General features: G+C 68.4%; 27 protein-coding genes. 7 read left to right on the forward strand and 20 right to left on the reverse strand.

Going from position 1 to position 26248, the window contains the following annotated elements; all coding sequences use genetic code 11:
* Positions 1 to 135 precede the first annotated feature (135 nt).
* Together gap and tkt are read right to left on the reverse strand one after the other, a co-directional pair.
* Complete coding sequence (gene gap, locus J1C47_RS12870) at positions 136 to 1149, reverse strand: type I glyceraldehyde-3-phosphate dehydrogenase (protein WP_207351170.1); 1014 nt, start codon at positions 1147 to 1149, stop codon at positions 136 to 138.
* 174 nt (positions 1150 to 1323) lie between these two features.
* Positions 1324 to 3336: a transketolase gene (tkt, locus tag J1C47_RS12875; RefSeq protein WP_207351171.1), complete on the reverse strand. Its 2013-nt coding sequence runs from the start codon at positions 3334 to 3336 to the stop codon at positions 1324 to 1326.
* A gap of 378 nt (positions 3337 to 3714) precedes the next feature.
* On the opposite strand from tkt, the gene J1C47_RS12880 reads away from it, so the two are divergent.
* The gene (locus J1C47_RS12880) at positions 3715 to 4731 is read left to right on the forward strand and encodes an LLM class flavin-dependent oxidoreductase (RefSeq protein WP_207351172.1); all 1017 of its coding nucleotides are present in this window, start codon (positions 3715 to 3717) and stop codon (positions 4729 to 4731) included.
* Positions 4732 to 4790: 59 nt separating this feature from the next.
* On the opposite strand, the gene J1C47_RS12885 is transcribed toward J1C47_RS12880, so the two are convergent.
* The 3 genes from J1C47_RS12885 to J1C47_RS12895 form a co-directional block, all read right to left on the reverse strand.
* Positions 4791 to 6086, reverse strand: coding sequence for an ATP-binding protein (locus tag J1C47_RS12885; protein ID WP_245396546.1), 1296 nt, complete (start codon positions 6084 to 6086; stop codon positions 4791 to 4793).
* A 307-nt stretch (positions 6087 to 6393) separates the two neighbouring features.
* Positions 6394 to 7119, reverse strand: a complete 726-nt coding sequence (locus J1C47_RS12890; protein WP_207351174.1) for a response regulator — start codon at positions 7117 to 7119, stop codon at positions 6394 to 6396.
* Positions 7116 to 7682 carry a MarR family winged helix-turn-helix transcriptional regulator gene (locus J1C47_RS12895; RefSeq protein WP_245396539.1) on the reverse strand — a complete coding sequence of 189 codons (567 nt, stop codon included), beginning with the start codon at positions 7680 to 7682 and terminating at the stop codon, positions 7116 to 7118. Before J1C47_RS12895 ends, J1C47_RS12890 begins: the two co-directional genes overlap by 4 nt.
* Before the next feature lie 191 nt (positions 7683 to 7873).
* Between J1C47_RS12895 and J1C47_RS12900 the strand changes: the two genes are divergently transcribed.
* Positions 7874 to 8764 carry a branched-chain amino acid aminotransferase gene (locus J1C47_RS12900; RefSeq protein ID WP_207351175.1) on the forward strand — a complete coding sequence of 297 codons (891 nt, stop codon included), beginning with the start codon at positions 7874 to 7876 and terminating at the stop codon, positions 8762 to 8764.
* Positions 8765 to 8861: 97 nt separating this feature from the next.
* On the opposite strand, the gene J1C47_RS12905 is transcribed toward J1C47_RS12900, so the two are convergent.
* Entirely contained in the window at positions 8862 to 9785 is a 924-nt protein-coding gene (locus tag J1C47_RS12905; RefSeq protein ID WP_207351176.1) for a DMT family transporter, read from the reverse strand.
* 290 nt (positions 9786 to 10075) lie between these two features.
* Here J1C47_RS12905 and J1C47_RS12910 point away from each other — a divergent pair, with 290 nt between their 5' ends.
* The 4 genes from J1C47_RS12910 (at position 10076) to J1C47_RS12925 (ending at position 12432) form a co-directional block, all read left to right on the forward strand.
* Positions 10076 to 10747: a spermidine synthase gene (locus J1C47_RS12910; protein WP_207351177.1), complete on the forward strand. Its 672-nt coding sequence runs from the start codon at positions 10076 to 10078 to the stop codon at positions 10745 to 10747.
* Positions 10748 to 10871: 124 nt separating this feature from the next.
* Complete coding sequence (locus J1C47_RS12915) at positions 10872 to 11315, forward strand: SRPBCC family protein (RefSeq protein ID WP_207351178.1); 444 nt, start codon at positions 10872 to 10874, stop codon at positions 11313 to 11315.
* A complete protein-coding gene (locus J1C47_RS12920; protein WP_207351179.1) occupies positions 11302 to 11634 on the forward strand; it encodes an ArsR/SmtB family transcription factor in 333 nt (110 codons plus the stop codon). The genes J1C47_RS12915 and J1C47_RS12920 overlap by 14 nt, the downstream gene beginning before the upstream one ends.
* A gap of 156 nt (positions 11635 to 11790) precedes the next feature.
* The gene (locus J1C47_RS12925) at positions 11791 to 12432 is read left to right on the forward strand and encodes an MBL fold metallo-hydrolase (RefSeq protein ID WP_207351180.1); all 642 of its coding nucleotides are present in this window, start codon (positions 11791 to 11793) and stop codon (positions 12430 to 12432) included.
* 179 nt (positions 12433 to 12611) lie between these two features.
* Here J1C47_RS12925 and J1C47_RS12930 read toward each other — a convergent pair whose 3' ends face one another.
* The 14 genes from J1C47_RS12930 to phnL all read right to left on the reverse strand — a co-directional run bounded on the left by J1C47_RS12930 (position 12612) and on the right by phnL (position 25936).
* On the reverse strand, positions 12612 to 13325 hold the full coding sequence (locus tag J1C47_RS12930) for a hypothetical protein (protein ID WP_207351181.1): 714 nt from the start codon (positions 13323 to 13325) through the stop codon (positions 12612 to 12614).
* A gap of 208 nt (positions 13326 to 13533) precedes the next feature.
* Positions 13534 to 14658, reverse strand: a complete 1125-nt coding sequence (locus J1C47_RS12935; RefSeq protein WP_207351182.1) for a DUF1513 domain-containing protein — start codon at positions 14656 to 14658, stop codon at positions 13534 to 13536.
* 58 nt (positions 14659 to 14716) lie between these two features.
* Positions 14717 to 15892, reverse strand: a complete 1176-nt coding sequence (locus tag J1C47_RS12940) for an imelysin family protein (RefSeq protein ID WP_207351183.1) — start codon at positions 15890 to 15892, stop codon at positions 14717 to 14719.
* The gene (locus tag J1C47_RS12945; RefSeq protein WP_207351204.1) at positions 15889 to 17382 is read right to left on the reverse strand and encodes a di-heme oxidoreductase family protein; all 1494 of its coding nucleotides are present in this window, start codon (positions 17380 to 17382) and stop codon (positions 15889 to 15891) included. The genes J1C47_RS12940 and J1C47_RS12945 overlap by 4 nt, the downstream gene beginning before the upstream one ends.
* A gap of 161 nt (positions 17383 to 17543) precedes the next feature.
* Positions 17544 to 18830 (reverse strand): imelysin family protein, encoded by a 1287-nt coding sequence (locus J1C47_RS12950; RefSeq protein ID WP_207351184.1) that lies wholly within the window; start codon positions 18828 to 18830, stop codon positions 17544 to 17546.
* Between the two features lie 161 nt (positions 18831 to 18991).
* Positions 18992 to 19279, reverse strand: a complete 288-nt coding sequence (locus J1C47_RS12955; RefSeq protein WP_207351185.1) for a BrnA antitoxin family protein — start codon at positions 19277 to 19279, stop codon at positions 18992 to 18994.
* Entirely contained in the window at positions 19279 to 19554 is a 276-nt protein-coding gene (locus tag J1C47_RS12960; RefSeq protein WP_207351186.1) for a BrnT family toxin, read from the reverse strand. Before J1C47_RS12960 ends, J1C47_RS12955 begins: the two co-directional genes overlap by 1 nt.
* A 155-nt stretch (positions 19555 to 19709) precedes the next feature.
* On the reverse strand, positions 19710 to 20297 hold the full coding sequence (gene phnN, locus J1C47_RS12965) for a phosphonate metabolism protein/1,5-bisphosphokinase (PRPP-forming) PhnN (RefSeq protein WP_207351187.1): 588 nt from the start codon (positions 20295 to 20297) through the stop codon (positions 19710 to 19712).
* Positions 20287 to 21429 carry an alpha-D-ribose 1-methylphosphonate 5-triphosphate diphosphatase gene (locus J1C47_RS12970; RefSeq protein ID WP_207351188.1) on the reverse strand — a complete coding sequence of 381 codons (1143 nt, stop codon included), beginning with the start codon at positions 21427 to 21429 and terminating at the stop codon, positions 20287 to 20289. The genes phnN and J1C47_RS12970 overlap by 11 nt, the downstream gene beginning before the upstream one ends.
* A gap of 168 nt (positions 21430 to 21597) precedes the next feature.
* The gene (gene phnE / locus J1C47_RS12975; RefSeq protein ID WP_207351189.1) at positions 21598 to 22440 is read right to left on the reverse strand and encodes a phosphonate ABC transporter, permease protein PhnE; all 843 of its coding nucleotides are present in this window, start codon (positions 22438 to 22440) and stop codon (positions 21598 to 21600) included.
* Positions 22441 to 22543: 103 nt separating this feature from the next.
* Complete coding sequence (phnD, locus tag J1C47_RS12980) at positions 22544 to 23554, reverse strand: phosphonate ABC transporter substrate-binding protein (protein ID WP_207351190.1); 1011 nt, start codon at positions 23552 to 23554, stop codon at positions 22544 to 22546.
* 56 nt (positions 23555 to 23610) lie between these two features.
* The gene (gene phnC / locus J1C47_RS12985) at positions 23611 to 24471 is read right to left on the reverse strand and encodes a phosphonate ABC transporter ATP-binding protein (RefSeq protein ID WP_207351191.1); all 861 of its coding nucleotides are present in this window, start codon (positions 24469 to 24471) and stop codon (positions 23611 to 23613) included.
* Positions 24472 to 24593: 122 nt separating this feature from the next.
* Positions 24594 to 25211, reverse strand: coding sequence for a DapH/DapD/GlmU-related protein (locus J1C47_RS12990; protein WP_425354561.1), 618 nt, complete (start codon positions 25209 to 25211; stop codon positions 24594 to 24596).
* Entirely contained in the window at positions 25208 to 25936 is a 729-nt protein-coding gene (gene phnL, locus J1C47_RS12995; RefSeq protein ID WP_207351193.1) for a phosphonate C-P lyase system protein PhnL, read from the reverse strand. The genes J1C47_RS12990 and phnL overlap by 4 nt, the downstream gene beginning before the upstream one ends.
* Positions 25937 to 26000: 64 nt before the next feature.
* Here phnL and J1C47_RS13000 point away from each other — a divergent pair.
* A partial coding sequence (locus J1C47_RS13000) for a hypothetical protein (protein ID WP_207351194.1) occupies positions 26001 to 26248 on the forward strand: 248 nt, incomplete at its 3' end.

Genomic DNA, 26248 nt, shown 5'->3' on the forward strand with positions numbered 1-26248 from the left:
TCCGCCCGCCACCTGTCACCCGGAAGCCGCAATCGTGCCGGGGCCCGGCGGCGGTTCCGCGACGGGGCGCAGATACGACGAGGCCGCCCCGGAAGGGCGGCCGCGTCTCGCTGTCATGATGGAAGTTCGCCGGCCTCAGGCCTGCTGCATCGCGATTGCGGTGTCGGACATGCGGTTCGAGAAGCCCCACTCGTTGTCGTACCACGACATCACGCGCACCAGCGTTCCTTCCATCACCTTGGTCTGGTCCATGTGGAAGACCGAGGAATGCGGATCGTGGTTGAAGTCGGAGGAGACGTTCTTGTCGTCGGTGAAGCCGAGAATGCCCTTCAGCGGGCCGTTCGCCGCCGTCCGGATCGCGTCCTTGATCTCGTCGACGCTGGTCTTGCGCCTGGCGACGAACTTGAAGTCGACGACCGAGACGTTCGGGGTCGGAACGCGGATCGCGACGCCGTCGAGGCGGCCGTTCAGCTCCGGCAGGACGAGGCCGACGGCCTTTGCCGCACCGGTCGAGGTCGGGATCATCGACAGCGCCGCGGCGCGGCCCCGGTAGAGGTCCTTGTGCAGCGTGTCCAGCGTCGGCTGGTCGCCGGTGTAGGAGTGGATCGTCGTCATGAAGCCCTTGTCGATGCCGATGGCGTCGTTGAGCACCTTGGCGACCGGGGCGAGGCAGTTGGTGGTGCAGGAGGCGTTGGAGGCGATCCTGTCGTCGGCCGTCAGCGTCTGATGGTTGACGCCGAAGACGATGGTCTTCTCGGCGCCGGCCGCGCCGGACAGCGGCCCGGAGATCAGCACCTTCCTGGCGCCGGCCTCGAGATGCGCCGAGGCCTTCGCCGGATCGGTGAAGATGCCGGTGCATTCCATCGCGACGTCGATGTCCATCGCGCCCCAGGGCAGGGCCTTCGGATCGCGCTCGGCGGTGACCTTGATCGGTCCGCGGCCGACGTCGATGCTGTCGCCGTCGACGGTCACCGTGCCGGGGAAGCGGCCATGCACGGAATCGTAGCGGATCAGGTGGGCGTTGGTCTCGACCGGGCCGAGATCGTTGATGGCGACGACCTCGATGTCGGTGCGGCCCGATTCGACGATCGCCCGCAGGACGTTCCGTCCGATGCGGCCGAAGCCGTTGATTGCAACGCGAACTGCCATGTCTTTAATCTCCCAGAAGGGTGCTCGGAAACGGTCTCGTCGAGGCGGGCTGTAGCGTCGGCGGGGCTTTCGATCAAGTTGGCGACGCCGCCGCCCGTCGCAAGGTCTCGCCGGATTTTTCCCTCGCCCGGCGCGGCGCGGCGGCCAGAAGGCCGGAAACGCTCCCGATCCCGCTCAGGCGGCCGCGGTATCGGTTTCGTCGTCCTCGCCGAGCTTGCGGGTGGCCGCCTCGACGATCGCCTCCGCCGTGATGCCGAAATGGCGGTAGAGCTCGGGCGCCGGGCCCGACGCCCCGAAGCCGGCCATGCCGACGAAGGCCCCGTCGCGGCCGATGATCTCGTCCCAGCCCTGGCGGATGCCGGCCTCGACGGCGATCTTGAGGCTGTCGTCGTCGAGGAGCGCACGGCGGTATTCGGCGGTCTGGCGGCGGAACAGCTCGAAGGACGGGACCGAGACGACGCGGGTCGGGATGCCCGCCGCCTCGAGCCGGCGGCGCGCCTCGACGGCGATCTCGACCTCCGAGCCCGTCGCATAGACCGTCACCTTCGCCTCGCCGGAGGCCGGGTCGATCTCGTAGGCGCCGCGGGCGCTCTTGTTCTCGTCGTATTCGTCGAGGCGCAGCGTCGAAAGGTTCTGGCGCGACAGAGCGAGGATCGAGGGGGCCGCCCGGTTCTCCAGCGCGAGCTGCCAGCATTCGGCCACCTCGACGGCGTCGGCGGGGCGGAACACCAGCATGTTGGGGATCGCCCTGAGGGCGGCGAGATGTTCCACCGGCTGGTGGGTCGGGCCGTCCTCGCCGAGGCCGATCGAATCGTGGGTCATCACGTGGACGACGCGGATCCCCATCAGCGCGGCGAGCCTCAGCGCCGGCCGGCAATAGTCCGAAAATGCCAGGAAGGTGCCGGAATAGGGGACGAGGCCGCCATGCAGCGCCATGCCGTTCATGATCGCCGCCATGCCGTGTTCGCGGATGCCGTAGTGGACGTAGCGGCCGGAATAAAGACCGGCGGTGATCGGCGTCGTCTGGCTGGTGCGGGTGTTGTTCGAGCCGGAGAGATCGGCCGAGCCGGCGATCGTCTCCTCGACCACCTGGTTGATTTCCTCAAGCGCCATTTCGGAGGCCCGGCGGGTCGAGACCTTCGGCCGCTCCTCGTTCACCTGCCGCTTGAGGCGCTGCAGCGCCTGGGCGAAGCCGCTCGGCAGGTCGCCGCGCATGCGCCGCTCGAACTCGCCGCGGGTCTCGGCGTCCACCCCGGCGAAGCGGCGCTCCCACTCCTTGCGCTTCGAGCCGGAGCGGAGGCCGGCGAGCCGCCACTGGTCGAGAATGTCCGAAGGGACCTCGAAGGGCTGATGCGGCCAGCCGAGCGCCTCGCGCGCCGCGGCGACCTCCTCGGCCCCGAGCGGCGCGCCGTGCGCCTTGCCGGTGCCGGCCTTCGACGGCGCGCCGAAGCCGATGATGGTCTTTGCCGCGATCAGGGTCGGCCGGTCGCTCTCGCGCGCCTTGGTCAGCGCCGCGGCGATCGCATCGTGGTCGTGGCCGTCGCAGGCGAGCGCCTGCCAGCCGCAGGCCTCGAACCGCGCCATCTGGTCGGTCGAGTCGGCGAGCGAGACCTTGCCGTCGATGGTGATGCCGTTGTCGTCCCACAGGAAGACCAGCTTGGAGAGCTTCAGGTGGCCGGCGAGCGAGATCGTCTCCTGGCTGATCCCCTCCATCAGGCAGCCGTCGCCGACGAGGGCGTAGGTGAAGTGATCGACGATCTCGTCGCCGAATCGCGCATTGAGGATGCGCTCGGCGAGCGCCATGCCGACGGCGTTGCCGGTGCCCTGGCCGAGCGGCCCGGTGGTCGCCTCGATGCCGGCGGCGTGGCCGAATTCCGGATGTCCCGCCGTCTTCGCCCCGAGCTGGCGGAAGCGCTTGATCTCGTCGATGTCGATGTCCGGATAGCCGAGCAGATAGAGCAGGCTGTAGAGCAACATCGAGCCGTGGCCGGCGGAAAACACGAAACGGTCGCGGTCCGGCCAGTCCGGCAGCTTCGGATCGAAGGTGAGGAAGCGGGTGAACAGCACCGTGGCGAGGTCGGCGGCGCCCATCGGCAGGCCAGGATGCCCGGAGCCGGCGGCTTCGACCGCGTCGGCGGAGAGGAAGCGGATCGCGTTCGCCATCTGCTGGCGCATCGGCGTCGTCATCGAAGAGTACCCCCCGCTTGTCCGGATCAAGCGTCGCCGCCGGGAAGACACACCGTGTCAGGCTCGCGGGGCCGCCGAGACGCGCGGCTTGCATCATAGGCGCTCCGCCGTGTCAACGAAACCCTGGCCCCGGCGCCCGGACGCCCGCTGCGCCGGGGCGTCCGGGCGAAGCCGCAGCGCTCGCCGCGACCTTCAGGCGGAACAGCCCGCGCGGCGCGCAAGCGCTCGCCGCTCCATCGCGCAGCGCTCGCCCGGATCCGAAGGCCATGGACCGCCGCCGCAAGGCGGGCTACGCCGCAACGAGGCTGCCCGGTCCGGTGCTGTCCCGAGACACCGTCAGCAGCCCGACCCGGACGGCAACGACGAGGAGAATACGCAATGAAGAAGATCGGCTTTCTCTCCTTCGGCCACTGGTCGCCCTCGCCGCGGTCGGGCACCCGATCGGCGCAGGACGCGCTGCTGCAGTCGATCGACCTTGCCGTCGCGGCCGAGGAGCTCGGCGCCGACGGCGCCTATTTCCGCGTCCACCACTTCGCCCGCCAGCTCGCCTCGCCGTTCCCGCTGCTTGCCGCCGTCGGCGCGAAGACCAGCCGCATCGAAATCGGCACCGGCGTCATCGACATGCGCTACGAAAACCCGCTCTACATGGCCGAGGACGCCGGCGCGGCGGACCTCATCGCCGGCGGCAGGCTGCAGCTCGGCATCTCGCGCGGCTCGCCCGAGCAGGTGATCGAGGGCTGGCGCTATTTCGGCTACCGGCCGGAGGAGGGCCAGAGCGACGCCGACATGGGGCGGCGCCACGCCGAGGTTCTGCTTCAGGTCCTGAAGGGCGAGGGTTTCGCCGAACCGAACCCCCGGCCGATGTTTCCCAACCCGCCGGGCCTCCTGCGCCTCGAGCCCTTCTCCGAGGGGCTGCGGGAGCGCATCTGGTGGGGTTCCGGCGCGAACGCCACCGCCGTCTGGGCGGCCAAGCTCGGCATGAACCTCCAGAGCTCCACCCTGAAGCAGGACGAGAGCGGCGAGCCCTTCCATGTCCAGCAGGCGCGGCAGATCCGCGCCTATCGCGAGGCCTGGAAAGAAGCGGGGCACGCCCGCGAGCCGCGGGTCTCGGTGTCGCGCTCGATCTTCGCGCTGGTGAACGACGAGGACCGGGCCTATTTCGGCCACGGCAAGGAGGGCGACCAGATCGGCGTCATCGACGACATGCGGGCGATCTTCGGCCGTTCCTATGCAGGCGAACCGGACCGGCTGGTGGACGAATTGCAGAGGGACGAGGCGATCGCCGAAGCCGACACGCTGCTTCTCACCGTGCCGAACCAGCTCGGCGTCGCCTACAACGCCCATGTCGTCGAGGCGATCCTCAGCCATGTCGCGCCGGCGATGGGCTGGCGGTAGGGCAGGCGCGGCAAGCTCCCCGGCGGTATGGCCGAACGACGGCGGCCGCCGCGGCGGCCTCACGCCGGGATGCGGATCAGCGCCCTGAGGCCGCCGAGGGCGCTGTCCGACAGGAGGATGTCGCCGCCATGTGCCCGCGCCACGTCGCGGGCGATGGCAAGGCCGAGCCCGGTGCCGCCGGCGTCGAGATTGCGCGCCGGATCGAGCCGCACGAAGGGCTTGAACACCGCCTCGCGCTGCTCCGCGGCGATCCCCGGCCCGTCGTCCTCAATGGCGATGGAAAGCCAGCGAAAGTCGTGGTTGAGGGTCATCTGCACCGTGGTGCCGTGGCGGATGGCGTTGGCGACGAGGTTGGAGATCATCCGGGTGAAGGCGTCCGGCCGCACGGTGACCCGGGTGTCGCCGGTGATCTCGAAGGAGAGCTTGCGGCCCTTCAGCTCCGCTTCCGCCTGGTAGCGCTCCATCAGCGGTTCGAGGTCGATCTCCGCGACGTCCTCGCCGGCCTCGCCCTTGGCGAAGGCGAGATAGCCCTCCAGCATGCGCTGCATCTCGTCGATGTCGGAATTCAGCGCGTCCTGGTCCTCGCCTTCGCCGAGCAGCGCCAGTTGCAGGCGGAAGCGCGTCAGCACCGTGCGCAGGTCGTGGCTGACGCCGTTCAGCATGCGGGTGCGCTGCTCGATCTGGCGCTCGATGCGGTCGCGCATCTGGATGAAGGCGACCGAGGCCTGGCGCACTTCCGAGGCGCCGCGGGGGCGGAATTCCGGCGGCATCGGCTTGCCGCGGCCGAAATCCTCCGCCGCGGCCGCCAGCGTCTGGATCGGGCGGATCTGGTTGCGCAGGAACAGCACCGCGATGATCAGGAGCACCAGCGAGGTGCCGACCATCCAGATGAGAAAGATGTGGGTGTTGGAGGCATAGGCCGAATTGCGCGGGGCGAAGACCCTGAGGATCCCCTCGTCGAGGCGGATGCGGATCTCGACGATCTTCGAATTGCCGACGGTGTCGATCCAGAACGGCCGGCCGATCTGCCTCGTCAGCTCCTCCGAGAGGATGCCGTCGAGGATGTTGAAGAACGGCTTCGGCGCCGGCGGCGGCAGTTCCCCGGCCGGCAGCAGGGCGATGTTGAGGTCGAGCCGCCGCTGGGCGATGTCGAGGATCGCGTCGAGATCGCCGGCGCTGCGGTCGAGCTCGATGAGGTCGACCACCGCCGCGATGTCCTGGACGACCCCCTGCGACAGGCGTTCGGTGACCAGCGCCCAGTGCCGCTCCATGAACACCACGGTGACGACGCATTGCAGCAGCACCATCGGCGCGATGATGATGATCAGCGAACGCGGATAGAGGCCCTTCGGCATGAAGCGCCGGACGATGCGCGGAACGGGCCGCAGCGGCCCCCGCCAGACGTCGAGCCGGCTCGGGGCGAGCCGGCTGGGGGCAAGGCGGCGGGCGGCCTCGGCGAGGCGGGCGAGCGGCGCCGGCGTCCGGCGGCTGCGCTGGCCCCGAAGCCCGGGCCAGCCGCGCGGTCGCCGGGCACTGCGGAAGATGCGGTCGATCAGCGTCATCGGTCGATGCCGATTGGATTGATGGTCAGGGGCGGGACGGCCCGGGCGAGCGCGAATTTGAAAAGTTGAGGGCGAAGCCCGTCATCCTCGGCCACGGCGTTCAATCGATGTTGAGCCGGTAGCCGATGCCGCGCACCGTCTGCAGCCACAGTGGATTGGTCGGGTCCGCCTCGATCTTGCGCCGCAGCCGGTTGATCTGCACGTCGACGGTGCGTTCGCCCACCTCGCTCTCCTCGCCGAGGAGTTCCAGGCGGGGGATCGTCTCGCCGGCCTTGGCGGCGAACTGCGCCATGATCTCCTGCTCGCGCTCGGTGAGGCGGATGATCTCCGCCCCGCGCTTCAGCTCGCGTCTGGACAGGGAGAAGGTGAAGGGGCCGAAGCGCACGTGCTCGAGCTTGGCGACCGGCTGCTGCCCGCCGCGCTTCAGGATGTTGTTGACCCGCAGCAGGAGCTCGCGCGGATCGAAGGGCTTCGGCAGGTAGTCGTCGGCGCCGGCCTCGAGTCCCTCGATGCGGTCCTCGGTCTCGGAGCGGGCGGTGAGCATCAGGATCGGCGCGTCGCGGGTCTTGCGGATCGCCCGGACGAGATCGATGCCGTTCTCGCCCGGCATCATGACGTCGACGACGACGAGATCGAAGTCGAGGCCGCCGAGGATGCGCCTAGCCTCGGCGGCGTCCGCCGCCGCCGACACCCGGAAACGCTTGCCGGTGAGAAAACGCGACAGCAGCGAGCGGATCCGGCGGTCGTCGTCGACGATGAGGATGTGCGGGGCGTCGTCGTCGATTCCCGGCACCGCCTCGTCGACTGTGCTCTCGGTCTCGGTCATTCGCGGTCTTTCCAGCTGATGTCCTTGCGCTCGAACCAGTCCCGGGCGGCCTGCCGGTCCGACGCCATGGCGGTCAGGAAGGTCGCGATCGGCCGCATGTCCTCGTCGGTGGTCTTGGCGAGCGCTGCCTCGATGCGGCGAACCTGCGCCCGCGACAGTTCGATGGCAAGCGCACGGCCCTTCTCGGTTGGATAGAGCCGGCGCTGCCGGCGATCCTCGTCGCCGGGGATCTGGCAGATGAAGTCCTCGTCGATCAGCTGGCGCAGCACCCTCGACAGCGACTGCTTGGTGATCTGCAGGATGTCGAGCAGTTCGGCAATCGTCAGCCCCGGATCGCGGTTGACGAAATGCAGGACGCGGTGGTGGGCGCGGCCGAAGCCGTATTTCTCGAGGATCGAGTCGGCGTCGCCGGTGAATTCGCGATAGGCGAAGAACAGGAGCTCGATGACGCGGAAGTCCAGAAGGCCCTGCGTCGGCAGGGGATCGCGCACGACGGCGGCTGCGCCGACGGGGCGGGGGTCGTCTCGAACGGCCGGAGGTTCCATCAGATAGGTCAGCACCATTGACGTAATTTTCGTTTATTGTTACACCGGCGGCCAGGATGTGGAAACCGCGCGATACCGCAGTTGCGGCACCGGGCAGACACCAACAATCGCCGTTTGTTCGCATTGCGCCCGCTCGAATTCTGCCCGCAGTGCGAGGCCACGTCCAACGGCAATCTAGGGAGAGCGCCGATCACGGCGCTGATGACACCATGAGCGCGGTTCCGTTCGATCAACTCGATGGCGAAATCTGGTTCAACGGCGAGTTCGTCGCCTGGAAGGACGCCAAGATCCACGTCCTGACCCACGGCCTGCATTACGCCAGTGCCGTCTTCGAGGGCGAGCGCGCCTATGGCGGCGAAGTGTTCAAGCTGCGCGAGCACACCGACCGGCTGATCGAATCGGGCCGCATCCTCGGCTTCAAGGTTCCCTATTCCGCGGGCGAGATCGACGCGGCGACCACCGAGCTTCTCGCCCGCCAGGGCTTTTCCGACGCCTATGTGCGGCCGATCGCCTGGCGCGGTTCGGAGATGATGGGCGTCTCGGCCCAGAACAACCGCATCAACGTGGCGATCGCCATCTGGCAGTGGCCGAGCTATTTCGACCCGGCCCAGAAGATGAAGGGCATCCGCCTCGATCTCGCCGAATACCGCCGGCCGGACCCGCGGACCGCGCCGTCGAAGTCCAAGGCCGCCGGCCTCTACATGATCTGCACCATCTCCAAGCACGCGGCCGAGGCCAAGGGCTATGCCGACGCGCTGATGCTCGACTGGCGCGGCCAGGTGGCCGAGGCGACGGGCGCCAACGTCTTCTTCGTCAAGGACGGCGTCATCCACACGCCGAAGGCCGACTGCTTCCTCGACGGCATCACGAGGCGCACGGTGATCGACCTCGCCCGGCGCCGCGGCTTCGAGGTGGTGGAGCGGGCGATCATGCCGGAGGAACTGACCGGCTTTTCCGAATGCTTCCTGACCGGCACCGCCGCCGAGGTGACGCCGGTCTCGGAGATCGCCGACTGGCGCTTCACGCCGGGCGCGATCTCGAAGCGCCTCGTCGACGACTATGCCGCCGAGGTGATGCCGAAGCAGGCTGCCGCCGAATAGGCGGCGGTTTCTCTCTGGAAGGCCGGACGGGCGCGCGCCATCAGGGTTCGCGCCCGTTGTCGTCGGTGCACAGAGGCGATCGGGCCTCCGACGGCGGTCAGTGCAGGGTGCGCGGCACGGTCTTCGGCGGCACGCCGTCGTCGACGACCTTCTGGCGGTGGAAGATGAAGAGACCGGCGACGATGATGATGCCGGCGCCGACCAGCACCTGCGGCGTCGGCAGGTTGCCGAAGAACACGATGCCGAAGACGACGGCCCAGACGAGCAGCGTGTATTGCAGCGGCGCCAGCAGCGAGGCGGGAGCAAGCTTCAGGGACCTGGTGATCAGAAGGTGGGCCGCGCAGGAGACGACGCCGAGGAGAAGCAGCGCGGCGAGTTCGAAGCCGGACGGCGTCTGCCAGGTCGTCAGCGTGAAGAGCAGGCCCGCGACCAGCGCCGCGAGGGTCTGCCAGCCGACGAGGACGGCGTCGCTGGTCCGCCGCAGGACGCGGGCGAGCACCAGCGTCATCGCGAAGGCGAGGCTGCCGGCGAGCGCGAAGAGCGACGGCAGCGAGAGCGACGCCGCGGAGGGCCGCAGGGCGACGACGACGCCGGCAAATCCGAGGAGGATCGCCAGCCAGCGCCGCCAGCCGACCTTTTCCCCCAGGAAGAGGTGCGACAGCGCCGCGACGTAGACCGGCCCGGCCATGTAGAAGGTCATGACGTCGGCGAGCGGCATGTAGGCGACGGCGGCGTAGAAGAGGCCGGTGTCGACGGTGGCAAACAGTGCCCGCAGGACCTGCAGGCCCGGCCGTTCGGTCCGGAACAGGGCGGTCTTTCCCTGCCTGATGAGCAGCGGGCCGAGGATCAGGAAGGCGCCGATCGAGCGGACGAACAGCACCTGGCCGACCGAGAAGCTGGTGACCAGCCATTTGCCCATGGCGTCGTTGAGCGCGAACAGGAAGTCGCCGACGAGCATCAGGCCGACGCCGAGCGCCACGGGGCCGACGAGGGGAAGGGCGGGGACGGGACGCGTCGTCATCGGGAGCCGGAAGCTGTCGCAGGACTTTGCACGAGCGAGGGGTTCCGGCGTCGGTCGCAGGACCGGCGCGGACCCTCCACGGGAGACGTCCAGATTGTCGGAAACGGCAGGCGCATTCCCGCGCCGTCCATTTCGCTCTACAGCATCGCTCCGGAAATCGGAAAAGATTTTCGGCAGGCACGATGCGCCGGAGCGACCCGCGACGGCGTCTTCGATGCGGGGCGCCGGACGCGTGGCGCCGCAAGCCTCCGGCCGACTGCGGCGACAAGGCCGCGAAACGAAAGAGCCTCATGATTCCCTGGGAACACCTCGCCACCTCCGAGATCCCCGGCACCGCCGGCGAGATGAAGCTGATGCGGCGCGGCGCCGAATATTCGATCATGCTGGGGCGGATCGAACTGATGAACAGCCGGCTGTCGGGTTCGGAGGAAGCGCTGGCGAACCTTTCCTGCGCGGCGATCGCCGATCACAAGGCGCCGGTGATCCTCGTCGGCGGCCTCGGCATGGGCTTCACCCTGCGCGCCCTCCTTGCCGTGGCTCCCGCCGACGCCCGCATCGTCGTCGCCGAGCTCGTTCCCGCCGTCGTCGACTGGGCGAGGGGGCCGATGGCGCACATCTTCGCCGGCAGCCTCGAGGATCCGCGCGTCGAGATCGCCGTTTGCGACGTCCGATCCGTCATCACGGAGGCGAAATCGCGCTTCGACGCGATCCTGCTCGACGTTGACAACGGCCCGGAGGGGCTGACCAGCGAGGCCAACGACGCCCTCTATGCGGCGAAGGGACTGGGCGAGGCGCGCCGCGCCCTGAAGCCGCGTGGTGTGCTGGCGGTCTGGTCGCAAGGGCCGGACGAACGCTTTGCCGCGCGGCTTCGCCGGGGCGGCTTCGCCGTCGAGGAGGCGCGAGTGAAGGCGCATCGCGGCAAGCGCGGGGCGCGGCACCTGATCTGGCTGGGGCGGCGGTAGCGCGCCGGACGGTTCCGTGGCCACTCGTCCTGCCCGCCGGGGCACGAGATCACGATAGGCAACGACACGGTTGCGTTTCCCCGGGCGCTCTGATAGGAAAAAGGCAACCAGGAGGTTGCCGAAAATGGATCGCATCGAGCAGACCATCGATCTCGCCGCCCCGCTCGACCGTGTCTGGCAGGCGCTGACCGACCACGAGGCGTTCGGCGCATGGTTCCGCGTCGCGCTCGACGGTCCCTTCGTGCTCGGCGAGGTGTCGCGGGGCCGCATAACCTATCCGGGATACGAACACGTGCAGTGGCGGGCGACGGTTGTCGCGATGGAGAAGCCGGGGCTCTTCGCCTTCACCTGGCACCCCTATGCCATCGATCCCGCGGTCGACTATTCCGGGGAAACGCCCACCCGCGTCGAGTTCCGGCTGCAGCCGATCGACACCGGCACGCGGCTGACGCTCACCGAGAGCGGCTTCGAGGGCGTCGCGCCGGGGCGGATGCCGGAGGCGTTCCGGATGAACCAGCGCGGCTGGGAGATGCAGATGCAGAACATCCGGGCCCATGTCGAATCCTGAAGGAGGAATCGGCGAACCGGCGAAGCTCTTCGCCGCGCTCGGCGATCCGACCCGGCTGGCGCTGGTCGCCCGGCTCAGCGCCGGGGAGAGCCTGTCGATCGCGGCGCTCTCGTCCGACACGAGGCTGACCCGCCAGGCGGTGACCAAGCATCTGCACGTCATGCAGGAGGCGGGGCTTGTCGCCAGCGAGCGGGTGGGCCGGGAAAGCCGCTACGCCTTCCGACCGGAAGCGCTGGACGGCGCCCGTGCCTATCTCGACGCGGTGTCCGGCCAGTGGCGGGACGCGCTGCATCGGCTCAAGCGTTTCGTCGAGGAGTGACGGGACGAGGCGGCGGACCGGCGGACCGGCGGATCGGCCTGCCGCGCCGTTTGCCAGCCGGGGGCCGGGCGTTTAATCGGTTGCGCGACAAGCAGCGGTGCCGATCGCCAGGGAGCGGAAGGGACCGTCGACCCAGCCGATCTGCCGGAGGCAATCTTGACGCGACTCAATGCCCGCATCGTTCCGGTCACGCCGTTCCAGCAGAATTGCTGCATCCTGTTCGATGCCGACGAGAAGGTCGGCGTGGTCGTCGATCCCGGCGGCGACGCAGATCAGATCTTCGCGGCGGTCAAGGAGACCGGCATCGCGGTGAAGGAGATTTGGCTCACCCACGGCCATCTCGACCATGCCGGCGGGGCGATGGATCTGAAGGCGCTGCTCGGGGTCGACATCGTCGGGCCGCACAGGGACGACGCGCTGCTGCTCGCCTCGATCGAGGAGCAGGCGACGATGTTCGGCGTTCCCGGCGGCATGAAGAACTGCACGCCCGACCGCTGGCTGGAGGAGGGCGAGACTGTCTCCTTCGCCGGCCACACCTTCGAGGTCTACCACACGCCGGGCCATGCGCCGGGCCACGTGATCTTCTTTCACCGCGCGGCGCGGTTCGCCCATCTCGGCGACGTGCTCTTCGCCGGTTCGATCGGCCGCACCGATCTTCTGGGGGGCGATCATGCGACGCTGCTCGCCTCGATTCGCGACAAGGTGATGCCGCTCGGCGACGACGTCGGCTTCCTCTGCGGCCACGGCCCGGGCAGCCGCATCGGCGACGAGCGCCGGACCAACCCCTTCCTGCAATAGACCGGGCCGGGATCAGCTTCGCCCGTCATCCCGCTCGCTCGTCTCGCCGCGCCCGATCTCGTCCGAAAGCCGGTGCACACGACGCTTTCGGCACGATGCGCCGGCGACCGGCCCTGCGGGAGGCGAGCGTCTGCCGGCTTGTCTTCGGGCCACGCGCCGGCAGGCAGCTGCCGTATCGGCTATTTCGCCGAGGCGGTGTCGTCGGCGCCGCGTCTGTAGTCCTTGCCGATGCGGATGATCTTCGCGCCGCCGCTCCAGACCGTCTCGATGCCCGACGGCGGCAGCGCGCGCCGGTCGAGCCGCTCGGCCGCGACGTCGATGATCTTGGGGCCGGCCGCCGTCAGCGCCGCCGGGATGCCGACGGCGCCCTCCGCCGCAGCCTCGCGGCGAAAGCGGCGATTGCCGGCCTCGGCGCCGACATCCGAGGCGATAAAGGTGACCGAGCCGCGCCGGGAGAGATTCACCGGCTCGACGACGACGTGGCGCCAGTGGCCCTCGGCCGGACCGCGCAGGACCCGGATGCCGTCCCGGTAGACGATGGGCGAGGATATGCTGCCGCCGTCTTCCAGGAATTCTTCCCGCCCGCCGGTCGAATAGACGTCGGGGGCGGTGTTCAGATTGTCTTCGCGGGCGTCGTCGAGCACGCCGCCGTCGGAAAGCGGGTCGAAGCCCTGTCCGCGCTCCGGCGTGGTGAAGCCGCCGCCATGCCGGTTGTCGATCTGCGCCCGAACGGCGCCGGCATCGCGCCGATAGCCCTGGTCGCCGGCGTCACGCAGGTGCCTCTCGGAAGGCCGGCCGCGCTCGCCGGCAGCGGCATCAGTGGCAAGGCCCGGCAGGGCTGCGGCGGCGAAGGTCAGCGCCGTCGTGGCGGCGAGGAGTTTGTGGCGGAGCATTCCGTCTCTCCCATCGGTAACGAATCGTTAACGATCAGGAGGTTTGCAGGTTTCGTGCCAGAGAATTCCGCATCGAAACGACACGAAACCGGGCCGGCCGTCCCGGATCGGGACATTTCCGCCGGTGCGTGCCGACGTTCGGGGACAGGCGGTGCCCGGCCGGGCGCAGATCGAACCGGACCTGACCGACGACGTTCCGAGCGGCGCGTCAGAGCGCCAGGATGTGGTTGTCCCATTCGAGATCGGCCATGGTCGGCCGGTCGTCTTCCTCGAGGCGAAGCACCGCGCCCTTGCCGGAGGTCGCGAGGAAGCCCGCACCGTCCGGCGCGAGGCCGCAGCCCGAGGCGAGGCCGATGCGGTCGAGGACCTTGCCGCTGCCGGCGTCGAGCACGACGAGGTTGCCGCCCACCGGCGAGGAGACGGCGATGCGCTCGCCGTCGCGGCTCGCCGCCACCGAGCCGATGTAGTTGCCGAGCGCCGCGAGGTCGGTCTCGGGCAGTTCGGCGAGGGCGAGCGGCTTGCCGGGCTCGGCCGAACCGACCAGCGGCGGGGCATCGGACGCGGCGCCCTGATACTGGCCGCCGAACCAGACGCGCCGCCGTGCGTCGATCGCGATGTGGTGAAGCGACAGCTTGTGCAGATGCTTCGGCAGGAGCTGCTTGTCGAGGAGATCGCCGCTCTTGCGGTCGATGAAGACGATCGACGGCTCCATGGTCGGGATGTTGAGCATCTCGCGGCCGTAGTCCGGATGGGTCTCGATGCCGCCATTGGCGATGACGATGGTCTCGCCGTCCGGCATCAGCAGCGCCTCGTGGGTATCCATGCCGTGGGCGTCGAACTCGCCGATGCGGCGGTAACCGGCCTGGACGTCGTAGACGGCGACGAGGCCCTTGGCGGCGTCGTAGTCGTGCTCGGTCGCATAGAGCAGCCGGCCGTCCGGCGAGAAGAAGCCGTGGCCGAAATAGTGCCGGCCGGCCGGCGAGGTCAGGGTCTCGACCGGCGCGCCGGAGGTCGGATCGAAGACCACGGCGAAGGTGCGGGGCCGGCGGGCGAAGACCACGGCGCGGCCCGAGATGGGATCGAAGGCGACGTCATGGCCGCGATCCGGCAGGGCGACGGTCGAGACGATCTCTCCGGCATCGGAGAAGACGGCGCAGCCGAAGCTGCCGTCGGGCCTCAGGCAGGACGCGCCGAACAGCGCCGCGGCCCGGTCGAGGGCCTCGGCGCCGCGCGGTGACAGGCCGGCGGCGAAGGCGGCGCCGGCCCCGATCAGAAAGCTGCGCCGATCGATCGGCGTGCCTGCCGAAAATCCGTTCCGCTGGAGAAGGCGCATCGTCGGCTCCCTTCTTCTCGTGTCTGGTGGTTCCGTCTCGTGGTCCGGGCGGCCCGGCTCAATCGCCGTCGAGGGCGGAGAAGCCGGCGGAGAGGCCGAGCAGCGGCGACAGCTGCCCGGCGAACTGGGACTGCAGGCTGTCGGTGACGATCAAAAGATATGTCAGGCCCTGACGCTGGCTGGCGGTGGTGAGGACCTTCGCGAGCGGCGGCGAAAGCTTGCCGAAGGTCATCTCGGCATTTTCGAACTCGAACAGGATCGAGTCCTTCAGATAGGCGTGGGCCTCGGGCAGCAGCGAGGCGACGTTCGAGGCGGTGAAGAGCTGCTTCATGCCGGCGAAGTCGGCTTCGAGCGAGACCAGCGCGAGCTCGGCGCGATGGAAGAGGAGAAGGTTCGGCTTGGCGGCCTTCTCGCTGTCGCCCATGGCCGGCTTCAGGCGGAGATCGCGGATCGCCTCGAAACCGTTGATGAAGACGCCGACGATCTCCTTCAGCGAATCGTCGGCGCTGCGATAGGCGGGATCGCTGTCCTTGGGCTCGGTCAGGCGCTGGACGATGCCGCCCTCGTCTTTGGCCCATTCGCCCCGGATCGCCGTGCCGATGCCGACGAGGTTGTGGGCGATCGCCTTGCCGAATCTGCAGCGGAAATTGCCGTCCTTGCCGGCGAGGACGTCGGCGCCCGTCCCGTAGAGGACGTATTCGAGGGCGCCGAGGCCCTGGACCGCGACGGATTTTTCGTAGAGCCCGTCCGGCGTGGTGGCGCTCTCGTCCTTGTCGGCAATGATCGCCTGGACCTGCCTCAGGCCGATGCCGCGGCGATCCGGGAAGAACAGGATGCGCGAGCCGCGATTGTCCTCCATGACCGGGCCGAACTGCACGAACTCCACCCGCGACCAGGCTTTCACGAGATCGGCGAAGGCTTCGCGCGCGCCTTGAAGATTCTCGCCGGCCGGCAGCTTGCAGAGGTCCGCCACCGCGTCCTCCTCCGCCTTGGCGGCGTCGACGAAGGCGGCATAGCCCGGGCGGATCGCCCCGTCGACGGCGTTCCAGACGACGTCGAGCTTCTGCTCGCGGGTGGCGTTGGTCACCTGTACCGCAGTCTCTTCCTGCGCCGCAGCGGGGCCAACGAGAAGCGGCAGGGCGATGAGAAGGGCGGCGAAAAGCCGGCCGGGCAGCCGCCGCCGGCCGGTGGGTCCTTTGCGGCCGGCCGGGCGGGGGGACTGAAACGCGGTCATAGGGACTCCAGGAATCGGTGCAGGGCGTCGCGATCGGCCTTGTCCATCGCGGCATAGGCGTCGCGCGAGGCCGCCGCCTCGCCGCCGTGCCAGAGGATCGCCTCCGTCAGACTACGCGCCCGGCCGTCATGGAGAAACAGGGTGTGGCCGTTCACCGTCTCGGTGAGGCCGATACCCCACAGCGGCTGGGTGCGCCATTCGTTGCCCGAGGCGTCGCCGACCGGGCGGTGGTCGGAAAGGCCTTCGCCCATGTCGTGCAGCAGGAAGTCCGAATAGGGCCAGATCAGCTGGAAGCGCTGGGCCTTGTCGGGCGCGTTCTTCGAGGTGACGAATTTCGGCGTGTGGCAGGCGGCGCAGCCGGCGTCGTAGAACAGCTTCTTGCCGTGAAGGACCTCCTCGTCGCCGACGTCGCGGCGGGCCGGAACCGCGAGGTTCTGCGAATAGAAGGTGACGAGATCGAGGATCGGGTCGGGCGCCTCGACCGGCCCGAGGCGATCCTGGACGCCCGACGGCGCGTCGCGGCAGATGGACTGGGCGATCGAGCATTCGCCGAAGGCGTCGGTCTTCAGCGGCGTCGAGATTCCGAGGTCGCCGGAAAACGCCTCGGCGCTCTGCACCCGGATCGAGGGGATCGTCGCCTTCCAGCCGAAGCGCCCGAGGACGGGCTTTCCCGTCTCGGGATCGCGCGCCATCGAGACCCTGCCGGATATGCCGTCGCCGTCGGCATCGTTCGGATCGGCATTGGCGAGGATGTCGGCCGGTTCGATCTGTTCGACGAGGCCGAGCCCGATCATCGGCGGGGCGACGCGCGGCGACAGCATCGCGTCCTTTGCCATCGGGCCGTAGCTAAGATCGGCCACCGCATAGGTCGGATGGCGCAGATGGACGACCGTGCCGTCGCCGAGCGTCACCTTCTCCTCGCGATAGGTGATCGCCATGCGCCCCTCGGGCTTCAGACCCGCGACGGCGAAGTTCTGGAGCTGCCCGCCATAGGTCGGTTCGGGGATGCGCGTGAGTTCGTGGCGGGCGAGCTTGCCCCGCTCTTCCTCGGTCTTCGGCGGGACCGAGAGGCGCAGGAACATCGACACGGCAGGTTCGTCGTTTTCCGGCGGATGGCCGCGCCCGTCCTTCAGGTGACAGGACTGGCAGGAGCGCGAATTGAACAGCGGGCCGAGCCCGTCGGACGCCTCGGTCGAGGACGGCGAGGAGACCCACAGCTTGCGGAACAGGGCGTTGCCGAGCTTGAAGCGGTCCTCGCCCTCGAAGGTCTGGTTGGCCGAGACCTGGCTGAAGGAATCGCGGTTGACGAGCTTGGTCGAGGTGGCAGCGCCCGCCTGCATCGCCTCGAATTTCTCGGGCTGCGAGAAATCCCGCGTCGGGCGGGTCACGGCCCGCACGCGGGCGAGATCCTTCTTCGACAGGTCCTGGCGAACCGGCCGGTCGAGACCGAGCGCTGCGGACAGGGGGAGCCCGGCAGGCAGAAGGATCATGCCGAGGACGAGCGTCACATTCGTGGCGAAACGCAAATTCGCGCTCCAAAATCATCGACGGCAGAAAGGGCCGCCATGGCGCGGCCCTTCGTGCCTCTCAGGTCTCACTGCCGTCGCACCTTGCGCGGTGCGGGCGCACCCGGCTTTCGGCCGGCCCGGGCCTACTGGAAGACCGCCTGGGTGTTGTCGAGGGAATCCGAGCCTTCGATCGTCACGCCGCCGAGGCCGAGCGCGGCGACCGCCCGCTCGATCGCCCGGGTCTGGGTGATCAGCGCGTCGATGCCGGCCTGGACGCGGGCATTGCCCGCATCGTTGCCCTCGGCGATCTGCTGGTCGTAGGCCTCGCCGCCCTCGGCCGCCTTGGCGATCGCCTCGAACTTGCCGACGCTGTCGTCGAGGTCGGAGCGGATCTCCGCGTCGATGTCGGGTGCCTTCGCTGCGACGAGTTCGGCGATCGCCGGGCCCTCGACGACCTTGCCGTCCGCCCGCTGGTAGCGGCCGGTATAGACGTTGCGGATGCCGAGGACGTCGTTGAGATGCGAGACGTGGGTGTTGTCGGAGAAGCAGTCGTGCTCCTCCTCCGGATCGTGCAGGAGCAGGCCGAGCTTCATCCGTTCGCCGGCGAGCTCGCCATAGGAGAGCGAGCCCATGCCGGTGAGGATTGCGGCGAGGCCCTTCTGCGGGTCGTCCATCAGCGCCTTGCGGGCCGCGCCGTCCTCTTTCCAGTTGCCGACCATTTCCTCAAGGTCGGAGACGAGGAGGTCGGTCGCGGCGTCGAGATAGTCGCCGCGCCGGTCGCAGTGGCCGCCGGTGCAGGCCTCGCCCTTGGCATAGTCGGTCCACGGGCGCTCGCCGGCGCCGGGCCCGGTGCCGTGGAGATCCTGGCCCCAGAGCAGGAACTCGATGGCGTGATAGCCGGTCGCGACGTTCGCCTCGATGCCGCCGGCCTCCTGCAGCTTGTCCTGCAGCAGCGCCGGCGTGATCTTCGACACGTCGAGCGTCTCGCCGTTGACGGTGATCGACTGATTGGCGACGACATTGGCGGTGTAGAGAGAATTCTCGTCGGATTCGGTGCCGTAGCTCTTGTCGACATAGTCGATCAGCCCCTCGTCCAGCGGCCAGGCGTTCACGCGGCCTTCCCAGTCGTCGACGATCGGGTTGCCGAAGCGGAAGGTCTCGGTCTGCTGATAGACCGGGCGCGACCGGCGCCAGGCCTCGCGCGCCGCCTTCAGCGTTTCTTCGCTCGGATCGGCGATCAGCGCGTCGGTCGCCTCGTCCAGCGCTTTCGCCCTGTCGAGCGCGTCGGAATAGCCGGCGAGCGCGATGTCGGCATAGTTCGAGAGAACGGCCTCGGGCGTCGGCGTCTCGGCCGAGGCTGCGGGCGCGAAAGCGGACCCGGCAGCGGTGGCGGCGAAGGCTGCGGCGGTGACGCGGGCGGCGAATTTCATCACGACGGATCTCCTCCCGGGCACGGGAGGTGCGCCCAGTGACGGTTGCGGCGTTGCGGGCGCAGAGCCCTCGGCTCCTCAAGATAATCTTGGCTAAAGCGGTCAACTTTCCCTGTCAACCGCCGCGACAAAGATTGGAATCGCTCAAAACTCCAGCAACGTCAGTCGTTTGATTTCTGGGCTGTGACGAAGGCCTTGAGCACCGCGTTGATGCGCGTCTGCCACCCGCGACCCTGTCCCCTGAAGAAAGCCAGTATCTCCGGATCGAGGCGGATGGTCACCGGTTGCTTCTTCTCATCGGATGCGGGCGCCGGAATGCCGGTCTCGAGCCGCGCATGAACGAACCAGTCGCGCGCGACGTCCGCGAGGTCTGGATCGTCCCGCTCCTGCCGGGCGAGTTCCGCATCGTCGTCGATACGGTCGAAGTTGGTCTTGCCGAAATCGTTCATCAGTGTCTCTCGATTGCTTCGAGATAGTGCCGCTCTTCGCGCTTCCATGCGCGCCTGGCCGTGATCATCCAAATGGCATTGCCTCTCCACATCCAGACGACGGCGAAGAGGCGTCCTTTCACTTCACCGACAGAAACGAAACGGTCCTCGCCGGTTCTCGGCGAAGGATAGCTGAGGCGCGGACGACCATCGAAAAGAGCCTTCATATCGTGGAAGTCGATCTGCAGATCGTCGATCAGCCAGTTTCGCTTACCTTCGTCCCATCCGAAATCCAATGATCGCTCGTACGTACAATGTGTTTACAGTCACGCACAATCAAGCGCGATGAACCCCGGCCGGACAACGTAGCGGTTCTGCCATCAAAAATGGCGGTAAGAAGCCGCCCTCAGCGTCACTGCCGAGAGCGGGGAATAACGGCCTATCTGGGGATCTATTGCGGACGACAATTTTCAAGGAAGGCGAGGAACCGCGACAGCCCCTGTTCGACCGGCCCGGAATTGTCGATCTCGGCAATGCGCCAGACGGTTCGGGGCAGATCGAGCGGCGCCTCGCGCTCGACGCGCTCGAGCGCGGCCTGCCGCCCCTCGCGGCCGCGCCGGACGATGCGCTCGACGAGGAGCGGCTTCGCCACGACGACATGGGCGACCGCGAGCCGCGGAAAGGCGGCCGCCGCATCGCCGATCTGCCGGCGCGAGATGTTGGCGACGACGGTTCGGCCTTCCGCGACGTGGGACAGGAGGCCTGCGTCGAGGCCGTAGCCGAGGCCGTGGGCGCGCCAGGACAGCGAGAAGCCTCCCTCGGCTTCGCGCGCTTCGAAGGCGGCTTCGTCGATCTCGGCGTGGTCTTCCGCGTCCGGATCGGCGGCGCGCGTCACGAAGCGGCGGGCGAAGTGAAATCCCGCGTCGCGGGAGTGGTGGCGGGATGCGAGGCGGATCAGCGTGTCCTTGCCGGCGCCGCTCGGTCCGACCACGGCGACGAAGCAGCCGACGGCGTCGTGGGCGGGGCGATCAGGCGACACGGCGGCCGGCCCGGTAGACGCTCCTGACGAGCGGCGGCCGGTCGGCCCGCGTCTCGCGGATGCGGACGAGATCGGCCCTCTTGCCGGGCACGATTGCGCCGCGATCGTCGAGCCCGGCCGCCTTCGCCGGATTGGCCGTCACCAGCCGCACGGCCGCCGGCAGATCGAGGTGGCCGTCTCTTGCCAGCCGGAACACCGCCTGGATCAGCGAGAACGGAACGTAGTCGGACGACAGGATGTCGAGATGGCCGGCGGCAAGCAGGTCGCTCGCCGCGACGTTGCCGGAATGCGAGCCGCCGCGCACGACGTTCGGCGCGCCCATCAGGACGCCCATCCCGGCGAGATGCGACGCCTTCGCCGCTTCGAGGGTCGTCGGGAATTCGGCGATGCGGGTGCGCAGCGCCACCGCCTCCTCGACATGCGCCGTGGTCGCGTCGTCGTGCGAGGCGAGGGCGATGCCGCGTTCATGGGCGCCGGCGGCGATCGCCTTGCGGGCCGTGTCGCTGTGCTTTTCCGACTCGGCGATGCGCTTTGCCGTGAAGCGCTCGAACTCGGCGTCCGAGAGCGCCTTCTTCTTCTGGTAATAGGTGCGGTAGGTCTCGAAATCGACGAACTGCCGCTGGCCGGGCGCGTGGTCCATCAGCGAGGCGAGGCGCACCCGCGGATTCTTCGACAGCCGCTCGAACCCTTCGACGGCGTCCGGCGCCGAGACCTCGCAGCGAAGGTGGATGAAGTGTTCGGCGCGGGTCAGGTCGCCGGCCGCGGCCTCGGCGACGACGTCGGACAGCTTCTCCATCGTGTCGACGGTGAGCGTCGCGTCCTCGTCGGTGCCGACGCGGATCGCGTCGAAGACGGTGGTGATCCCCGAGCCGGCGATCTGCGCGTCGTGCGCCTGCAGCGCCGCGAACATGTCCCAGTAGACCTTCGGCCGGGGCATGAAGTGCGTCTCGATGTGATCGGTGTGGAGTTCGACGAGGCCCGGTATCAGGACGTCGCCCTCCATGTCCTCGCCGGCGGCGGCCGGCCCCTCGCCGATCTCGGCGATCATGCCGTCGCGAATGACGACGTGGCCGGAAAGCTCTTGCTCGGGAAGGACGATGCGGGCGTTGGTGAGGATGGTTTCGACGGGCATTTCGGACTTTCGGGGCGATGGCGGCGGGCGATGCGGTGGACGACCGCGGCGTCTACGGCGGGACGAGATGGGCCTCACCCGTCATCCCGCTCCGTTATCCTGTGGGCGCATGATCCTGTCGGAAAGCCGGTTCCGATTTCCGGGATCATGCTTCAGGCCCGCCGCCTTTCAGGTGACGAACCGGCGCAGCTGCTGGGACAGAAGGTCCGTGAGGACGACGGTGGCGACGACGATGACGAGAATGGCTGAGGATTGCGGATAATAGAAGCCGCGGATCGATTCGAACAGCACCTGGCCGATGCCGCCGGCCCCGATCACGCCGAGGATCGTCGCCGTGCGGACGTTCGTCTCGAAGCGGTAGAGCGTGTAGGAGACCCAGAGCGGCATGACCTGGGGCACGACGCCGAAGACGACCTCCTGCATGCGGGTCGCGCCCGTCGAGCGGATGCCTTCCACGGGCCGCGGGTCGATCGCCTCGACGGCCTCGGAGAACAGCTTCGCCATGATGCCGGTGTTGTGGATGAACAGCGCCATCACCCCCGCGAAGGGGCCGAGGCCGACGGCGACGACGAAAAGCACCGCCCAGACCACCTCGTGGATTGCCCGGAAGAAGTCCATCAGCCGGCGGCAGGGATGGAGGACCCACCAGGGCACCATGTTGTGGGCGCAGAGAATGCCGAAGGGGACCGACAGGATGAGCGACAGGAAGGTGCCCCACACGGCGATCTCGACGGTGACGATCATCTCCTCGAGGTAGAATCGCCAGTCGGAGAAATCCGGACGGAGGAAACCCGAGGCATATTCCGCCATGTTGGCGGAATCGGTGAAGAGGAACGTCCAGCGGCCCATCTCGGCGGAGCCCCAGCTGATGGCGAGCGCCGCGATCAGCCCAACGAGGATCGCGCCGTTCCACAGCGACCGCGACCAGTCGCGGCCGGCATTGACGTTCGCCGCCCTGTCGGCCGGCGTGGCGGCGGAGGCGCTCGCGACAGTCTCGCTCGTCGTGCCCATCTGAAGTCGATCCTTCGAGGCGCTTCATCGAAGCGGCCGGTCGCGGGTCAGCGACCGGCCGCCGATTGTCTGCCCACGGCCGCGAGCGGCCCCGGCGGGCCGATCAGGCGCCGGACTTCTTCTCGTTCGCCTCGATCTTCTTCTCGTACTCGGCCTTCTGGGCCTCGAGCTTTTCGATCTCGGCCTTTCTGGCGCTCTCGTCCATCTTGTCGTCGGCCTTCAGTTGGCCGATCTTCTTGGAGACTTCCATCACCCGGATCGGCAGCAGCTGGTCGTCGTCCGACTTCCTGAACGGCGCCCATTCGAGGCCGGCGAGCACGTCCTTCTCGGCGGCGGCGTCGCCCGTCGTCTTGTCGGTGCCGTAGGTGAGGACGAAGTCCTCGATCTTCTTGCGGGTCGCGTCGTCGACCTTCTTCGAGATGACCAGCGGGTCGGAGGGGATCAGCGGCGACTTCCAGAGGATCTTGATCCGCTTGAAGGCTTCCGGCTGGTTCTTCTCGATCAGCGCGAGGTTCTCGGTGTTGTTCGACGCCGCGTCGACCTGGCCGTTGGCGACCGCCATGGCGTTGGTCTCATGGTTGGCGTTGGTCACCGTCTTGAAGCATTCCTTCGGATCGACGCCGTTCTTGGCGAAGACGAAGGTCATCGGCACCAGGTAGCCGGAGGTCGAGTTCGGGTCGCCGAGACCGAAGTTCAGCGACTTGTCGCACTTCAGGAGATCGTCGAGCGAGGTCAGCTTGGAGGAGGCCGGGACGAGGATCAGCGACCAGTAGCCGGGGTTGCCGGAAACGTCGACGGTCTGGGCGAAGATCTGGCCGTCGGCGCGGTCGACGGCCTCCATCGCCGACTTGTTGCCGAACCAGGCGACCTGCACCTTGCCGAAGCGCATGCCCTCGATGACGCCGGCATAGTCGGAGGCGAAGAACGGCTTCACGGTGAGGCCGGTCTGCTCTTCCATGTCCTTCAGGAACGGCTCCCATTTGGGGCGCAGGTTCTGCTGGCTCTCGGTGGAGATGATGCCGAAATTGACGGTCTGGCCGTCGTCGGCGAGCGCGGGGCCGGAAAGCGAGGCCGCGACGGCCGCCGCGGTGAGCGCCTTGGAGAAGAAGTTCATCGGTTTTCGGCTTCCCTGTTGGTTGAAGGCTTGGGGTGGGCGAACGGCGCCGGCCCTCAGGCGGGCACGAGCGCATCCTGCCCCTGGCGGGCGCCGGGGGCGGAGGGTCTCGGCGCCTTGGCGGCGCCGGACTTCACCGGCAGACGCTGCGGAAGAACCAGTTCCTCCGAGGCCGCGCCGTAGAGTTCGGTCAAGAAATCGTCGGAAAGGGCGTCCGACGGTCCGTCATAGACGACGCGGCCGTCCCGGAGCGCGATCGTCCGGTCGCAATACACCCGGGCGTATTCGACCTGATGCAGCGAGACGAGGACGGTGATCTTCTCGGTCCGGTTGATGTCGGCGAGAACGTCCATCACCCGCCTCGCCGAAGCCGGGTCGAGCGAGGCGATCGGCTCGTCGGCGAGGAGAATCTGCGAGCGCTGCATCAGGGTGCGGGCGATCGCCGCGCGCTGCTGCTGGCCGCCGGAAAGCGTCGAGGCGCGCTGCCAGGCAACCTCCGGAATGCCGACGCGGCCGAGCGCCTCGATCGCCGCGCGCTTTTCCGCCCGGTTGAACAGGCCGAAGGTGCCGCGCCAGGGCGAGACGCGCCCGAGCAGGCCGCACAGCACGTTGGTGATCACCGGCAGGCGTGCGACGAGGTTGAACTGCTGGAAGATGACGCCCGTCCTGCCGCGCAGATCCCGCATGTTCGGGCCGAACCTGCCGTCCTTCTGCTGGATATGGCCGAGGATCCTCACCGTCGAACCCGCATCGCCGCGTTCGAGACCGGCGATGTGGCGCATCAGGGTCGACTTGCCGGAGCCGGAGGCGCCGATGAGCGCGACCATCTCGCCCTCGCGCATTACGAGGTCGATCCCGGCGAGCGCCTGCTTCTTTCCGAAGCGCTTGGTCAGCTTCTCGACTGCGATTGCGCTCATGGGGATGCTCCTCGATCGTCGTCGCGGTGGCGCCGGAGGAAGCATTAGAGGTCGCGGATGAGAGGCGGATGACGCTTTGCTGACGGTTCGATGACAGACGAAACCGTTTTCCCGGTAAGGGCTTAGGAAGCATACTTCGCAAGGAAGGCCGGCGCGTCGAGAGTGCGGAAGTCGGCCAGCGCCGCGCGCAGGGCGGCATGCGGCCAGTCCCACCAGCAGAGCGCGTCCATGCCGGCCGCAACGTCTTCGGGAAAGCGGCGGCGGATGAGCCGCGCCGGAACGCCGCCGACGATCGTATAAGCCTCGACGTCCTTCGAGACGACGGCCCCGGCGCCGACGACGGCGCCGTTGCCGATCGAGACGCCCGGCAGGATCGTCGCGCCGTGGCCGATCCAGACGTCGTTGCCGATGCGGACCGAATGGCTGCGCCGCCATTCGAAGAAGTCCGCCTCGTCCGGCTCGCCGTCGAAATAGTCGCCGGCCCTGTAGGTGAAGTGATGGAGGGTCGCCCGCCAGGTCGGATGGTTCGTCGCGTTGATGCGGACGGCCGCGGCGATGTTCACGAACTTGCCGATCTCGGCCGCCCAGATGCCGCAGTCCTGCATGACGTAGGAATAGTCGCCGAGGCGGGTCTCGGAAAGGCGGGAGCGCTCGGCGACCTCGGTGTAGCGGCCGAGATGCGAGGCCTCGACCTCGGCGCTCGGATGGATCAGCGGCGTTTCGGAAAGCTTCGGCATCAGGCGGCCGCCTTGCGCGCCGAAAAACCAGCGACGTCGACGATCCGCGTCGCGATGCGCTCGCGCACCGCCTCGTCGTGGAAGATGCCGAGGATCGCGACGCCATTGCGCTGCTTCTCGGCGACGAGATCGCAGACGACGTCGCGGTTGGCGTCGTCGAGCGAGGCGGTCGGCTCGTCGAGGAGCAGGATCGGGTGGTCGGTGGCAAAGCCGCGGGCGATGTTGACCCGCTGCTTCTCGCCGCCGGAGAAGGTGGCGGGCGGCAGGTCGTGGAGGGCGGCGGGAAGGTTCAGCCGTTCCAGAAGGTCTCCGGCACGCCGGCGCGCCGCGTCGGGCGCGACGCCCCGGATCAGCAGCGGCTCGGCGACGACGTCGCGGGCCGAAACGCGCGGCACGACCCTCAGGAACTGGCTGACATAGCCGACGGTGTCGCGGCGCAGCGCGACGATCTCGCGCGGGGTCGCCGCCGCGAGGTCGACGAAGGGCGCCTCGCCGCAGCCGCGCATCAGGATGCGGCCGGCCTCGACGCCGTAATTGCCGACGATCATCCTGAGGATCGACGACTTGCCGACGCCGGACGGGCCGCCGAGGACGACGACCTCACCGGCATCGACGTGGAATGAGACGCCGGCGACCACCGGCAGGTGGATGCCGCCGCGCAGATGGTTGGTGAAGCTCTTGGCGACGTCTTCGAGGATCAGCCGGGTTTGCGGTGAAGCGTCGGGCATGGCTCATACCAGATTCGGGTGATCAGGTCGGCCTGACTGGCTTGGGCCACCATGTAAAGCTTGTATGCGCCGCGACGGTTTGGCGTTGTTGGTCGAGTTCGCGGCAGCGTTTTTCGAGAACGAGCTCGAGGTCCCCGAGCGTTTCGAAGTATCGATTGGCGAGCGGTTCGTCGACGAGCGGCCAGAGGTGTTCGGCGGGTTGGACTTCTGGCGTGTAGGCCGGCTGATGGACGAGACGCATGCCGTCTGGAACGGCGAGATTGGGCTTTGTGTGATAGCCGGCCCCGTCGAGGACGAGGATGACGAAGCGAT

The organism is Jiella sonneratiae (assembly GCF_017353515.1).
GTDB classification, from domain to species: domain Bacteria; phylum Pseudomonadota; class Alphaproteobacteria; order Rhizobiales; family Rhizobiaceae; genus Jiella; species Jiella sonneratiae.

Bases quoted from the DNA above. Each gene is read 5' to 3' on its own strand.
- phnD (WP_207351190.1), bottom strand. From the start codon at position 23,554: ATGAACTTCTTCTCCAAGGCGCTCACCGCGGCGGCCGTCGCGGCCTCG.
- J1C47_RS12890 (WP_207351174.1), bottom strand. From the start codon at position 7,119: ATGACCGAGACCGAGAGCACAGTCGACGAGGCGGTGCCGGGAATCGAC.
- J1C47_RS12885 (WP_245396546.1), bottom strand. From the start codon at position 6,086: ATGCCGAAGGGCCTCTATCCGCGTTCGCTGATCATCATCATCGCGCCG.
- tkt (WP_207351171.1), bottom strand. From the start codon at position 3,336: ATGACGACGCCGATGCGCCAGCAGATGGCGAACGCGATCCGCTTCCTC.
- J1C47_RS12910 (WP_207351177.1), top strand. From the start codon at position 10,076: ATGATTCCCTGGGAACACCTCGCCACCTCCGAGATCCCCGGCACCGCC.
- J1C47_RS12905 (WP_207351176.1), bottom strand. From the start codon at position 9,785: ATGACGACGCGTCCCGTCCCCGCCCTTCCCCTCGTCGGCCCCGTGGCG.
- phnC (WP_207351191.1), bottom strand. From the start codon at position 24,471: ATGAGCGCAATCGCAGTCGAGAAGCTGACCAAGCGCTTCGGAAAGAAG.
- J1C47_RS12915 (WP_207351178.1), top strand. From the start codon at position 10,872: ATGGATCGCATCGAGCAGACCATCGATCTCGCCGCCCCGCTCGACCGT.
- J1C47_RS12900 (WP_207351175.1), top strand. From the start codon at position 7,874: ATGAGCGCGGTTCCGTTCGATCAACTCGATGGCGAAATCTGGTTCAAC.
- gap (WP_207351170.1), bottom strand. From the start codon at position 1,149: ATGGCAGTTCGCGTTGCAATCAACGGCTTCGGCCGCATCGGACGGAAC.
- phnE (WP_207351189.1), bottom strand. From the start codon at position 22,440: ATGGGCACGACGAGCGAGACTGTCGCGAGCGCCTCCGCCGCCACGCCG.
- J1C47_RS12880 (WP_207351172.1), top strand. From the start codon at position 3,715: ATGAAGAAGATCGGCTTTCTCTCCTTCGGCCACTGGTCGCCCTCGCCG.
- J1C47_RS12955 (WP_207351185.1), bottom strand. From the start codon at position 19,279: ATGAACGATTTCGGCAAGACCAACTTCGACCGTATCGACGACGATGCG.
- J1C47_RS12895 (WP_245396539.1), bottom strand. From the start codon at position 7,682: ATGGTGCTGACCTATCTGATGGAACCTCCGGCCGTTCGAGACGACCCC.
- J1C47_RS12935 (WP_207351182.1), bottom strand. From the start codon at position 14,658: ATGCGCCTTCTCCAGCGGAACGGATTTTCGGCAGGCACGCCGATCGAT.
- J1C47_RS12970 (WP_207351188.1), bottom strand. From the start codon at position 21,429: ATGCCCGTCGAAACCATCCTCACCAACGCCCGCATCGTCCTTCCCGAG.
- J1C47_RS12920 (WP_207351179.1), top strand. From the start codon at position 11,302: ATGTCGAATCCTGAAGGAGGAATCGGCGAACCGGCGAAGCTCTTCGCC.
- phnL (WP_207351193.1), bottom strand. From the start codon at position 25,936: ATGCCCGACGCTTCACCGCAAACCCGGCTGATCCTCGAAGACGTCGCC.
- J1C47_RS12945 (WP_207351204.1), bottom strand. From the start codon at position 17,382: ATGATCCTTCTGCCTGCCGGGCTCCCCCTGTCCGCAGCGCTCGGTCTC.
- J1C47_RS12950 (WP_207351184.1), bottom strand. From the start codon at position 18,830: ATGAAATTCGCCGCCCGCGTCACCGCCGCAGCCTTCGCCGCCACCGCT.
- J1C47_RS12940 (WP_207351183.1), bottom strand. From the start codon at position 15,892: ATGACCGCGTTTCAGTCCCCCCGCCCGGCCGGCCGCAAAGGACCCACC.
- J1C47_RS12930 (WP_207351181.1), bottom strand. From the start codon at position 13,325: ATGCTCCGCCACAAACTCCTCGCCGCCACGACGGCGCTGACCTTCGCC.